The 12,582-nt window shown below is 56.7% G+C and carries 12 protein-coding genes; 5 read left to right on the forward strand and 7 right to left on the reverse strand.

Annotated elements, in window-relative coordinates:
* The first annotated feature begins 486 nt into the window (after nucleotides 1-486).
* Nucleotides 487-1,764 (forward strand): serine--tRNA ligase, encoded by a 1,278-nt coding sequence (serS, locus tag VAE48_RS08005; RefSeq protein ID WP_322792798.1) that lies wholly within the window; start codon nucleotides 487-489, stop codon nucleotides 1,762-1,764.
* 6 nt (nucleotides 1,765-1,770) lie between these two features.
* Nucleotides 1,771-2,268, forward strand: coding sequence for a DUF456 domain-containing protein (locus VAE48_RS08010; protein WP_322792799.1), 498 nt, complete (start codon nucleotides 1,771-1,773; stop codon nucleotides 2,266-2,268).
* A 3-nt stretch (nucleotides 2,269-2,271) separates the two neighbouring features.
* Here the strand turns inward: VAE48_RS08010 and VAE48_RS08015 are convergent, their stop codons facing one another.
* The 3 genes from VAE48_RS08015 to VAE48_RS08025 are packed head-to-tail and all read right to left on the reverse strand — an operon-like array spanning nucleotide 2,272 to nucleotide 4,804.
* Nucleotides 2,272-2,751, reverse strand: a complete 480-nt coding sequence (locus VAE48_RS08015; protein WP_322792800.1) for a YbaK/EbsC family protein — start codon at nucleotides 2,749-2,751, stop codon at nucleotides 2,272-2,274.
* A 9-nt stretch (nucleotides 2,752-2,760) separates the two neighbouring features.
* Nucleotides 2,761-3,441, reverse strand: coding sequence for an MSMEG_4193 family putative phosphomutase (locus VAE48_RS08020; protein WP_322792801.1), 681 nt, complete (start codon nucleotides 3,439-3,441; stop codon nucleotides 2,761-2,763).
* Entirely contained in the window at nucleotides 3,410-4,804 is a 1,395-nt protein-coding gene (locus VAE48_RS08025) for an AAA family ATPase (protein ID WP_322792802.1), read from the reverse strand. Before VAE48_RS08025 ends, VAE48_RS08020 begins: the two co-directional genes overlap by 32 nt.
* A 112-nt stretch (nucleotides 4,805-4,916) precedes the next feature.
* On the opposite strand from VAE48_RS08025, the gene VAE48_RS08030 reads away from it, so the two are divergent.
* Nucleotides 4,917-5,870: an LCP family protein gene (locus tag VAE48_RS08030; protein WP_322792803.1), complete on the forward strand. Its 954-nt coding sequence runs from the start codon at nucleotides 4,917-4,919 to the stop codon at nucleotides 5,868-5,870.
* On the opposite strand, the gene VAE48_RS08035 is transcribed toward VAE48_RS08030, so the two are convergent.
* Nucleotides 5,836-6,621, reverse strand: a complete 786-nt coding sequence (locus VAE48_RS08035) for a PIG-L deacetylase family protein (protein WP_322792804.1) — start codon at nucleotides 6,619-6,621, stop codon at nucleotides 5,836-5,838. The two genes, VAE48_RS08030 and VAE48_RS08035, sit on opposite strands and share 35 nt — an antisense overlap.
* A 36-nt stretch (nucleotides 6,622-6,657) precedes the next feature.
* On the reverse strand, nucleotides 6,658-8,316 hold the full coding sequence (locus VAE48_RS08040; protein ID WP_322792805.1) for an AarF/ABC1/UbiB kinase family protein: 1,659 nt from the start codon (nucleotides 8,314-8,316) through the stop codon (nucleotides 6,658-6,660).
* Nucleotides 8,317-8,407: 91 nt separating this feature from the next.
* Here VAE48_RS08040 and VAE48_RS08045 point away from each other — a divergent pair, with 91 nt between their 5' ends.
* The gene (locus VAE48_RS08045; protein WP_322792806.1) at nucleotides 8,408-9,739 is read left to right on the forward strand and encodes an MFS transporter; all 1,332 of its coding nucleotides are present in this window, start codon (nucleotides 8,408-8,410) and stop codon (nucleotides 9,737-9,739) included.
* A gap of 69 nt (nucleotides 9,740-9,808) precedes the next feature.
* On the forward strand, nucleotides 9,809-11,710 hold the full coding sequence (locus VAE48_RS08050; protein ID WP_322792807.1) for a cellulase family glycosylhydrolase: 1,902 nt from the start codon (nucleotides 9,809-9,811) through the stop codon (nucleotides 11,708-11,710).
* Here the strand turns inward: VAE48_RS08050 and VAE48_RS08055 are convergent.
* Nucleotides 11,667-12,401 (reverse strand): SprT family zinc-dependent metalloprotease, encoded by a 735-nt coding sequence (locus VAE48_RS08055; protein WP_322792808.1) that lies wholly within the window; start codon nucleotides 12,399-12,401, stop codon nucleotides 11,667-11,669. The two genes, VAE48_RS08050 and VAE48_RS08055, sit on opposite strands and share 44 nt — an antisense overlap.
* Nucleotides 12,398-12,582, reverse strand: a 185-nt coding sequence (locus VAE48_RS08060) for a hypothetical protein (protein ID WP_322792809.1), incomplete at its 5' end; no start/stop codon positions are given. The genes VAE48_RS08055 and VAE48_RS08060, both read right to left, overlap by 4 nt.

Consider the following 12,582-nt stretch of genomic DNA (forward strand, 5'->3'; position numbering starts at 1 on the left):
CCGCAAAGCGGAATCCCCAACCGCTACATTGCCGGAATGTACCTTTATGATTTGCGCAGCGGGGATGAACCCATGGAAATTGATGGACTGGTACAGGACTATGATCAGCCTTATGGGATGCGCCGCGAATTTGTTCTTCTAAAATGAACGGGTTGTTTTCCTTGACAGGGTTTAGCCCTCAGGTATAATGCCTTCATTGAAAGACCGACCCGGCAGTCAAGTAATTGGTTTTTACCGTTCAGAGAGCCGGCGGCGGGTGCGAGCCGGCCGGGAAAACCAGTGAAATCCACTCCGGTTGCCCGTTTGAACGGGTAGGTTGCCTTCGCAGGGGCTTGACTGAGCCGTAAGAAGGCCGGACGGTACCGTTATCACCGTAATGAGGCTGCACCTGACCTGTGCGGCGAAAGCAGGTGGCACCACGAGATGCTCCCCCCTCGTCCTGCAAAGGCGCGGGGGTTTTGGTTTCATCTTTGCGGAGGTGAGTTGATGTTGGATTTGAACCTGATTCGCGAAAAACCCGAAGTAGTGCGCAAAGCCTTGCGCGACCGTCAGATGGAAGACGCACCGGTGGATCGTGTGCTGGAACTGGATGCCCGCCGGCGGGCGCTGCTGACCGAGGTGGAAGCCATGAAAGCCGAGCGCAACGCGGTTTCCAAGGAAATCGGGCGCATGAAAGACCCCGCCGAAAGGCAGGCCAAAATTGACGCCATGCGCGCGCTGGGTGACCGCATCGCCGAACTGGACGAACAGGTTCGCCAGGTAGAAAGTGACCTGCAAGCCTTGGTGGCTACCATTCCCAACATTCCCCATCCGGATACTCCTTACGGGGCAGGTGAGCACGATAACCGTGTGGTGCGCCAATCCGGTGAAATCCCTCAATTTAATTTTCAACCCATCCCGCACTGGGATTTGGGCGTCAACCTCGGCATTATTGACTTTGAACGCGGGGTGAAGATCACCGGTTCGCGTTTTTATATCCTCAACGGTGCCGGGGCGCGTTTGCAGCGGGCGCTGATCGCCTGGATGCTTGACCTGCACATCCGCCAGGGCTATGAGGAACGCTACCTGCCCTTCATGGTCAAGTCGCAAACTCTGTTTGCTTCCGGGCAGCTGCCCAAGTTTGCCGATAATCTTTACCATGATGCCGAAGAAGACTTCTGGAATGTGCCGACCGCCGAGGTGCCGCTGACCGGAATGTTGATGGATGAGGTGCTGGAGGAATCCAGTCTGCCACGCCGCTATACGGCCTACACGCCCTGTTTCCGCCGCGAAAAAATGAGCGCCGGGCGGGATGTGCGCGGCATCAAGCGCGGGCATCAATTCGATAAAGTGGAAATGTACATCTTCTGTCGGCCGGAAGAATCGATGCGTGAACTGGAGAAAATGGTGGCGGATGCCGAACAGACCTGTGCCGAACTGGGGCTGACTTACCGCGTGGTGCAGCTGTGCACCGGTGATTTGGGCTTCAATGCCGCGATCACTTATGATATTGAAGTATGGGCACCCGGCTGCGGTGAATGGCTGGAGGTATCCTCGGTTTCCAATGTGATGGATTTTCAGGCACGGCGGGCCAATATCAAATACCGCCCGGCGGATGGTGGTAAAACCCGGCTGGTGCATACCCTCAACGGGTCGGGGCTGGGTTTACCGCGCACACTCATTGCTGTGCTGGAAAACTACCAGCAACCGGATGGCAGTGTGGTCGTGCCGGAAGTGCTGCGTCCGTGGATGGGCGGCATCGAAGTCATCCGCGCTGACGGGTAAATCAACATGCAGGAGACTTTGCAGGCAGCCTTCCCGTGGATTGTTTTAGCCTTTTTGCTGCTCGGTCAGGCGGGAACCCTCATCCCGCTTCTGCCCGGGCTGTGGATTCAATGGGCGGCCGCGCTGGTTTTCGGCCTGGTGCGCGGCTTTGACCTGACCGGCGGTATTCTTTTTGCAATCATCACCATTCTGGTGATCATCGGCGGGATTATTGATAATGTGGCGATGGGCGCTTCGGCAAAGACCAGCGGTGCTTCGTGGTTTTCGATTGGCGCGGCACTTATCGGCGGCGTGCTTGGTTCATTGATCTTTCCGCCGCTGGGCGGGTTGATTCTGGCAATGGCTGGCATCTTCCTCGTCGAGTATTTACGCATACGCGATTTGCGCAAAGCATGGGATTCGACCCGCGGTCTGGCAGTTGGCTGCGGCTGGGGGGCGATCCTGCGTTTTGGCTTCGGGCTTCTGGTGATTGTGGTCTGGCTGTTATGGGCGTTTGTGTTCTAGCGGCTAATTGACCTTGATGACCTCCCCGCCGGTGATGCGCGGCAGTTCGCGCGGGTTGAGCTTAAACACAGCATGCGGCGTTCCGGCGGCTGCCCAGACTTCCGCGTATTGCAGCAGGTCCTGGTCAATGTAGGTTGGAAGAGGGCGGTGGTGACCAACCGGCGGCACTCCACCGACGGCAAAGCCGCTCTGTTCGCGCACAAAGTCTGCTTCGGCTTTGACGACAGCCTCGCCCACTACTTCGGCCAGCCGGTCTTCGTTGACCCGGTTGCTGCCGCTGACCAGCACCAGAACCGCCCGGCGGCTGGTTTGGGTGCGAAAAACCAGTGATTTGACGATCTGCCCGACCTGACAGCCGACGGCCTGGGCGGCTTCCGGCGCGGTGCGGGTGGAGGCAGGCAGTTCAACGACCTGACAGGGCAGTCCCAATGCCTGCAGGGCTGCCTGCACTTTACGGGCGCTTTCGCTGAGCGGCTGATTCATGATGACGGCTTATGACCTCGCTTTTTTGTCTGATTTGGGCTGCGGGGCAGGTTGCCACATGAAGCCGGCAATCTGGTTAATATGAATGACCAGCGGTCGTTCCCCCTGATTTACCCGCACCAGTGATAAAGAAGCAGGGAAGACCACCAGACGGTGAAAGTCGTTGAGCGCCATGTTCAGGTAATGTGCCAATGCCAACCGGATAATATCCCCGTGCGCCACGGCTGCGATGACCGCCTCCGGCGGGGGCGGCTTGCCTTCTTCAACAGGACGGGCATGCTGACGCGCCAGATTTTCCAGTTCCTGCACCACCCGCTGCTGGACTTCGACCAGCGTTTCGCCGTTTGGGAAGCGTACACTGGCGGCATCTTCCTGGACGGTTTTCCACAGCTTGATGCGTCGCAATTGCTTATAGGTACGTCCCTGCCACTCGCCGTAGTCCACCTCACTGAGCGCCGGGCGGATTCGGACGGTCAACCCGCGCATTTCGGCCAGCGGTTGGGCGGTTTCGAGGGCGCGTTCCAGCGGGCTGGAATAAACCGCTTCGATTGGGGCATGTTCCAGCGCTTTGGCGAGTGATTGAGCTTGTTTCCTGCCGTTCTCGTTGAGATGCACCCCCGGTAATCGTCCCGCCAAACGACGATGCATGACATCATTTTCACCGTGGCGAATCAGCAGTATCAGGGTCATCGTTTTTCTCCATAGGGGGTGGTTCTTCTAAACCCAGCGCCTGGGCCTGGGCTTTGCGCCAGCGTTGCAATCGCTCGGCGACTTCGGCTTCGTACCCCTGTTGTGACGGGGTGTAAAAAGTTGTACCCAGCAGAGCATCCGGCAGGTACTGCTGGCCGATATGATGACCGGGAAACTGGTGCGGATACTGGTAACCGGCGCCATGCCCTAACCCCTTGGCATCCCGGCTGCTGTCCATCAGGTGCTGCGGCACCATACCAACCCCATGTTCCTCAATCCATTCTTTGACTTTGAAGTAGGACAGGGCGGTATTGGACTTTGGGGCGGTGGCAAGATAGAGCGTTGCCTCGACGATGGGAAAAATTCCTTCCGGTAAGCCGACATACTCATAAGCATACGCCGCCGCAGCAGCCAACTGCAAAGCGCGCGGATCAGCCAGTCCAATATCCTCGCCTGCCAGGATCAGCAGGCGGCGCAGGATAAAGCGCGGGTCTTCCCCGGCGATCATCATTTTGGCCAGCCAGTACAGCGCGGCATCCGCATCCGAACCGCGCACCGACTTGATGAACGCCGAGATGGTATCGTAGTGGGCATCGCCGTTGCGGTCGTATAGCACGGCGCGTTTTTGAATCGATTCCTGGGCTACTTCCAAAGTGATATGAATCACTCCATTTTCGTCCGGGGGAGTGGTTTCCACAGCCAGTTCAATGGCATTCAACAGGTTGCGCGCATCACCGCCGGAAACACGAATCAAATGACGACGGGCGTCTTCATCCAGTTGAATGTTTTTACCGCCGTAACCGCGCTGTGAATCGCTCAATGCCTGATCAAGGATGTGGTTGAGGTGTTCTTCGGTCAACGGCAGCAGCTGAAACAGACGCGAACGCGAAACCAGCGCCGGGATGACATCAAAATAAGGGTTTTCGGTTGTGGCGCCAATCAGGGTGATCATGCCGCTTTCAACATGCGGAAGCAGGGCATCCTGCTGGGCTTTGTTCCAGCGGTGAACCTCATCAACAAACAGGATGGTGCGTTTGCGCTGCAAACGGCGACGTTCGGTGGCTTCCTGAATGACGCGGCGCAGGTCGGCTACCCCTGCCAGAACCGCTGAAATGCTTTCAAAATGCGCCTGAGTAGAGTTGGCAATGATTTGCGCCAGTGTGGTCTTGCCGGTACCCGGCGGGCCAAAGAAGATAATGGAGGAAAATAACCGGTCGGCTTCGATGGCGCGGCGTAGCAATTTGCCCGGCCCGATAATGTGTTCCTGCCCGACAAATTCATCCAGCGTACGCGGGCGCATGCGGGCTGCCAGCGGCGCTTCATCTTTCATTCTTTCCTGCATGGCATGGTTGAAGAGATCCATAGATTTATGCCTGAAGATGAGTATATCACGAACGCGCCTGGCCTAAATGCAGAAGGTTATGCGCTGAAAACGCCCATTTTTGGGTTAAAATTCGGTGACAGGTGAATGAAAAATGACCGAACAAACGCCTTTTCAACCGGCACATCCGCCGGAAACAACGTTGCGGATTTCGGCTCCACTGCGAGAGGTTGACCCGAACGAACATTTTCAGGCCATTCCCGTACGGCCCGCCAAAAAACGTCGTCGTTGGGGGGCAGGCTGCTGGCTGGTTTCTCTGCCTGGTTTGGGATTGCTGGCGGTTTTGTTGTTGTACTTCTTCGCGCCGTTGCGCACCAACATCTTGATTTTGGGGATTGACCGCGCTCCGGATGGCAGCGCGATGGGACGCAGTGATACCAACATTCTGCTCAGTATCAATCCGCTGCAGCCGGATATTAAAATGCTCTCCATTCCGCGCGACCTGTGGGTGAACATTCCCGGAGTCGGCGAAAACCGCATCAACACGGCCCACTTTTTTGCCGAAATTGACCAGCCCGGTTCCGGGCCGCGCGCTACGCTGGAAACCGTCCGGGTGAACTTTGGGCTGGATGTGCCCTATTTCGTGCGCCTGCGCTTTGACAGTGTACAGCCCATCGTCGAGGCGATGGGTGGGATTACCATTGAACTGGAGCAGCCGACTGCCGGTTACCCGCCCGGCAGACACACGCTCAACGGCGAACAGGCGCTCGCCTTTGCCCGCAACCGCACCGGCACGGATGATTTTTACCGCATGGCGCAGGGGCAGCTGCTTTTCAAAGCTGCCTTCCGTCAGATGCTTAACCCGGCCTCGTGGAGCCGCCTGCCGGCGGTGACTGCCGCAGCGTTGGAATCGGTGGACACCAACCTGCCCGTCTGGCTGTGGCCGCGGCTGGGGTTGGCCTTGCTGCGCGCCGGCCCGGATGGGATTGATAATCGTACCCTCGACCGCGAGATGGTCACACCCTTTACCACCAGCGGCGGGGCGAATGTACTACTGCCCAACTGGGAGCGCATCAATCCGCTGCTGCAGGAGATGTTTGGGCGGTAATCTGCCCGCCGCTTATATACTTCTGCCAGTCTTCATCGCTCATCAGCGTGATGACGCGGAACGATTCGGCGTAGGCCATCTCTTTGCCTTTGCCACTTTCGGCAGCCCAGGTTTTAATCATCTCGGCCGGATCCCATCCTTCCATCTGGCTTTTGTGCTGTTTCAGGGCTTCGATTTTTAAATCAATGGTCTCCTCGATGTTGACAAAGGTATCACCGCCATCCCAGGCGGATATGTACACTTTGCGCACTTTGTGGGCTTTCAGTCCCTCTTCGGACAGCTCTTCAAACACCTGAGGCTGACCGGCAGCTGGAAAGACGGCGTCCAGCGCGGCGGTGGCCGCCGCGCGGTGGTCGGGGTGGTTGATGTAGGTGCTGTTGGCAAATACCACAGTCGGGTCGCCGCAGATGACGACTTCCGGGCGAAAGCGGCGGATTTCGCGCACCAGTTTCTTGCGCAATTCGAGAGTCGGTTGGAGTAAGCCGTCCGGCTCACGCAGGAAGACGACCTCGCTGGCGCCGATGACCCGCGCGGCCGCAGTCTGCTCCGCTTCGCGGATTTCAGCGGCACGGGAGCGGGTCATGCCTTCTTCGGCAATGCCGGCATCACCGCTGGTGCAGAGGACGTAGGATATGCGGCATCCAGCGCGTGCCCAACGCGCCAGTGTCCCGGCACAGGAAAATTCAACGTCATCCGGATGGGCAACGATGACCATAGCGCTTTCGGGGATGTAAAGATTTTTACTGGACATGAATTCACTCCAATCGAGAGGGTTGATTTCAGAAACTTAAGGAAGGAAAAAAGGCACAATCAGGCTAAGCAGCGCAGCGGCAACGAAGCCGACTGCCAGAATGGTCTGATCGGCAAGGTACAACTGCACCGCGCTGAACAAAAAAACGGCAAAGAACAGGCTGGCTGTAAGCCGGCGCAAGGCTTTTTCAACCCGGCTGATTTGCTGTTTCAATTCCGGGCTGCGGAATTCCAAACGCCCCTGCTCCAAACGGGTGAGCAGCGTATCGGCGCGGCGCGGCAGGTTGACCAGCGTGCGCAGGGTATCGCCAGCTTCCAGCACCCAACCGCGCAATCCTCTCCCGCCCTCCTCGGCAATCAGCCGCTGGGCGTAGGGGATAATGCTGACCCATACGTTAAAGTTTTCATCCAGCCCGGTACAGATGCCGCTCAAAATCGACAGACAGCGCCCCAGAAGGATCAGATTATCCGGGAGCTGGAAGGGAGCATCATAAATCAATTCGCGAAACTCGGCGATGAAAGCCATAGCCTCGCTTGTGCTGAGGGCAACCAATTCACTGGTGGATTTGCCCCAAAACCGATCAAAAGCGCGCTGATTTGCCTGACGAAGTAATTCCAGATCGGCGCCGGGCAGTAAAACACCCATGATCTGATAAGCCTTGATTACCCGATCGGCATCCCGCTGCCCAACCGCAATAATCATCTCGCGAATGCCTGCGAGAATGGTTGGCGTGACTTCACCGGCCATGCCAAAATCCACAAAGACCAGTTTCCAGCCGGGGGTTTCTTCCTCTTCATTTGACGGGAGGGGGTGAACAAAAAGATTACCCGGGTGCGGGTCAGCGTGAAAAAAATGATCGTCCAATATCTGCTTGAGGTAGGCATCGAATAAACGTCTGGCTACCTCAGTCGGCTCAATACCGGCGGCGAGCATGGCTTCCTTGTCGGTGATCTTGATGCCGCCGACTTCCTCCAGTGTCAGGACGCGGCGGGTGGTGTAATTCCAGTGGATCTGGGGGACGAGAATCTCAGGATCATCCGCAAAGTTGGCGCGAAATATCTCGGCATTTTTGGCTTCGTGCAGGTAATCAATTTCTTCCAAAAGGGTACGGCTGAATTCTTCCAGCAGGGCGGGGACGTTGGCACGTCGGCGCACGGGCGGGTATAAATTTACCCAGCGGCCAACCATCCGCAGGGCTTTTAGATCCACCTCCACAATCGCTTCAATGTTCGGACGCTGAACCTTGACCACCACCGGCAGGGGAGTTTCTTCACCATCCGTGGAGAAGAGGCTGGCACGGTGTACCTGTCCAATAGAGGCAGCCGCCACGGGTGTTGGCTCAAAGTAAGCAAACAGACTTTCTAACGGGCGTTCAAATTCGCTTTCGATGACGCTGCGAATAGCCTCAAACGGCTCGGCTGCCACTTCATCCTGCAAGCCGGATAGTTCGCCGGTGATTTCCGGCGGCAGAATGTCTAATCGCGAGGACAGCCATTGCCCGACCTTGATCATCACACCACCTAGATCAATCGCCAACCGCCGAAAGCGGGCAGCAATCCGTTGCAGCCGCCGGGCGCGGCTGCGGCCTGACCATCTGCCCAATCCGATAAATGGCAGGAAGATGTCCCACCAGATCAGGTGCAGTAGAACCCTGCCAAAGAACCACAAAATGCGTTGATAACGGCGTCTTAACATCTTTGTTGGGATTATATCACCGCCCGTTTGGGGAATTGGAAGCGGGTGTATAATCGGCATATCTCACCCTATCTGCATCATCATCCCTGTAATGACGATTAAATCCCTACCATCCAGCGGCGGGAGGGCATCTGTAATTGGTCGGGGAACATTCCGTGCCCTGCGTCACCGCAATTACCGCGTCTGGTTCATTGGCCAAACCATTTCCCTGATTGGCACCTGGATGCAAACCATGGCGCAACAGGTGCTGGTCTATCGTTTGACCGGTTCAGCAGCGGCATTGGGAATTGTCAGTTTTGTTGGTCTGATTCCAGTCATTCCGCTATCATTTTGGGCTGGCTCGCTGGCAGACCGTTACCCCAAGCAAAAGGTCGTTCTATATGCCCAAACAGGAATGATGATTCAGGCGATGGTGCTGGCATTGTTGACCTTTCTGGGCATGGTGGAGATCTGGCATGTTTACCTGCTTTCTTTTCTCTTCGGCGCGCTGACCGCCATTGACCTGCCGGCCCGGCAGGCGTTTACGGTGGATCTGGTGGAGGGAAAAGAGGACCTGACCAATGCGATTGGTCTGAACTCGGCCATGTTCAATCTGGCGCGCGCGCTCGGCCCGGCCCTGGCGGGCATGGTTGTGGCTGCAACCGGCGAGGCGATCGCCTTTTTCCTTAATGCGGTAACTTTTCTGGCGGTGATTGCCAGCCTGTTACTGATGCGCAACCTGCCCGATTCCTCGCACTTGCTCCATCAACAGAGTGGTACGCTGCGTCACATGGTGGAAGGGATGCGTTTTGTCTTTTCCAATCGTTCGATAGGGGTGTTGATCAGTCTGGTGGCGGTCAGCGCTTTTCTTTCGATGCCGTTCAATACGCTGATGCCGGTTTTTGGCGGTGAGATTTTAGCTACCAGCGCTGCACCGGTCATTTCGTTCTTCTGTGACGGTCAGCGCGGCTGGTTCCAGTGCCAGGCGCCGGAAGCCCTGCCGCTGGGTATTTTACTGACGACGGTTGGTATCGGTGCGGTGATCGCGGCGCTGGTGGTAGCTTCTCTACCGACCGGGGCACGGCGCGGGCGCTGGTTGACCTTTGGCAATCTGGCTTTTCCCGCTCTGTTGCTGGGGTTTGCGCTCTCACGTTCGTTTCTGGTTTCGGTGGTGATTATGCTGGGAACAGGATTTTGCTTTGTGCTGCAAAACGCACTGGCAAACACCCTGTTGCAAATTGCTTCCCCGGATGACCTGCGCGGACGAGTGATGAGTTTTTACACCATGACCTTTCAGGTCACCATGCGGCTGGGGGGATTACAGGCCGGTCTTGTGGCGGACTGGTTGGGCGCTCCGTTTTCGGTAGGGGTGGGTGCGCTGGTTTCGTTGTTCTACGGGCTGTTTGTTGCCTTGCGCTACCCGGATGTGCGTGAGATGAAGTAAGCCTCAGCCTATGGACAATTTTGTGTAAAATTATTGATGAATTTTACTGTTTGGAGATGACGGCATACCATGCGCGTTGAGGGGCCATATTTTAAGGATGAAGAGGGGCGTACCCTGATTTTGCGGGGGGTTAATCTGGCGGGTTCCAGCAAAGTACCTGCCGTCCCGGACGGTGCAACCTACCGCAGTGAACAGTTTTTTGATCACCGCCATGTATCATTTGTCGGGCGCCCCTTCCCGCTGGAGCAGGCTGACGAACACTTCCGCCGGCTGCAGGCGTGGGGCCTGACTTTCCTGCGTTTTCTGGTCACGTGGGAAGCCATCGAACACGCCGGGCCGGGTCAGTATGATGAAGCCTATCTGGATTACATTCGCGCAGTTCTGCGAAAAGCAGCCGAATATGATATTCACGTGTTCATTGACCCGCATCAAGATGTGTGGAGCCGCTTTTCGGGCGGCGATGGAGCACCGGGCTGGACTCTGGAAGCGGTGGGGTTTGACCTGCACCATTTGCATGAAACCGGCGCCGCCATCGTCCATTCCCAACATGGGGATCCGTTCCCTCAGATGGTCTGGCCTTCCAACAGCAGCAAACTGGCTTCGGCGACGATGTTCACGCTTTTCTTCGGCGGAAATTACTTTGCCCCCCAGACCAAAATTGAGGGTGAGCCGGTTCAGGAATATCTGCAGCGCCATTACATTCAGGCGATTACCCGGCTTGCCGAACGGGTGTGCGACCTGCCGAATGTGGTCGGTTATGATGTTTTCAACGAGCCGCTTCACGGCTATATCGGCTGGAAGCGGCTGGACAGGCGTGAAGGCGTCCTTCAAACCGGTGAAACGCCCACGCCGTTCCAGTCCATGCTGCTGGGAGCCGGTTACCCGCAGTGGGTGGATATCATGGATCGGCGGGTTTTCGGCATTCACCGGGTTGGGCGAAGGCTGGTCAACCCCAACGGATTATCGGCGTGGCGGGAAGGGTACACCTGCATCTGGCGGCAGCACGGTGTGTGGGATGTGGACAGAAGCGGAAAACCGGTTTTACTTCAACCGGAATACTTTACCCGCTACGAAGGGAAAGAAGTGGATTTTGCCAATGATTACCTTAAACCCTTTATCAACCGCTATGCCAGGGCAATCCGCCAGGTGCAGCCGGACGCGCTGATTTTCGTGGAAGGGGAGGCATTCAATTCTGTTCCGTGTTGGGGGCCGGGAGATGTCCAGAACATCGTTTATGCGCCACACTGGTATGATGCCTTTGTATTATTCTTCAAGTCCTTTGTGCCGTGGCTGGGGGTGGATGTGCGCAACGGCGGACGACTGGTATTCGGGCGCAAAGCCATCCGCAAGTCGTTTGCCGAGCAAATTGCTCACTTCCGCGAACAGGCGCGCCGGTGTTTGGGCAATGCACCGGTGCTGATCGGCGAATTTGGGATTGCCTTTGATCTGAATCGCAAGCAGGCTTATCTTAGCGGGGACTATTCTCAGCAGATCGCAGCATTGGATCGCAGTTTACGAGCGATGGATGACAATCTGATGAGTTTCACCATCTGGAACTACACGCCGGATAACACCAATCTGCGCGGCGACCTGTGGAACGATGAGGATTTGTCCATTTTCTCCCGCGATCAGCAAACCGATCCGGAGGATATTTACTCCGGCGGAAGAGCGTTGGCGGCGCTGCTGCGTCCCTATGCCATGAGAACAGCCGGTGAGCCGTTACAGATGGAGTTCGATTACCGCAGCGGGCTGTTCCGCTATCGCTTCCGTCATGACCCGCAAGTGAGTGCGCCGACCGAATTGTATGTGCCGGCTTATCAATACCCCAACGGTTGTCAGGTACAGGTTTCGGATGGGGAAGCGTCCCTGGATTTATCCCAACAACGATTAATTTACCGCCACACCCCAAACCGCCCCGAACATGAGATCATTTTGCGGCGGGTGGATAGGGCGGCAACGCCTGGTCGTTGATGCGCTCAAGCGTCAGCCGTGCGCCGTATTGCCTGAGCCATTGTTTGCGGGCTTTGTAATCGGGCAGGATGCGAGCAACTTCGGCCCAGAAGGCGCGGCTGTGATTGGGATGTTTTAAATGAGCCAGTTCGTGGACGATAATGTAATCCAGAATTTCCGGCGGCGCCATGACCAGCCGCCAGTTAAGCGCGATATTGCCGTTGCTGCTGCAGCTGCCCCAGCGGGTACGCGCCTTGTTGATGCGTACCTTAGCCGGTTTTTTGCCAATCAGTTCTGAAAATTTCGCTACACGGAGCGGAAGAGTCAAATTGAGAAAATTGGTTAAGAACTGCTGCAGAACCGTATGGGCGTTGGGCAGCAAGTCGCTGCTCATCACCAGCCGGGTCGTTTCCAGCCGCAGGGTTTCGGTTCGGGTTTGGATGACCCGTAGCGGATAGGTTTTACCCATCACATAAACCAGATCTCCACTTTGAAAAGGGCGAGCCGGCGATCCTGCCTTTTCAGCCTGAACCTGCAAGACCTGCTGGCGGTGTTTCTCGATCCAGCTGCTTTTGCTGGCAACCCAATCCAGAATATCCTTTTGGGGCAGGTGCAGCGGAGCGCGCACTTCCAGCGAGCCGTCCGGACGGATAATGAGCGCAAGGGTTTTGCGTTTGCTGCGAATCAGCCGGTCAATATTTGGCGGGTTCATGGCGGGTCACTTCCGTAATAGCGTTCAATTGCCTGGTGGTCGGCTTCGATCAGATACACGTCCATGTGACCGAAACTGGCTAAGCGGCGGGCGGTGGAGAAATCGAAAAAGCCGTAATCCGGGCCGCGCTCGCGGATGACCTGTTCGAGGGTCTGCTGATGGGCAGTGCTGACCAGCACAA

This window comes from Bellilinea sp., from assembly GCF_034432615.1.
GTDB lineage: Bacteria > Chloroflexota > Anaerolineae > Anaerolineales > Anaerolineaceae > Bellilinea.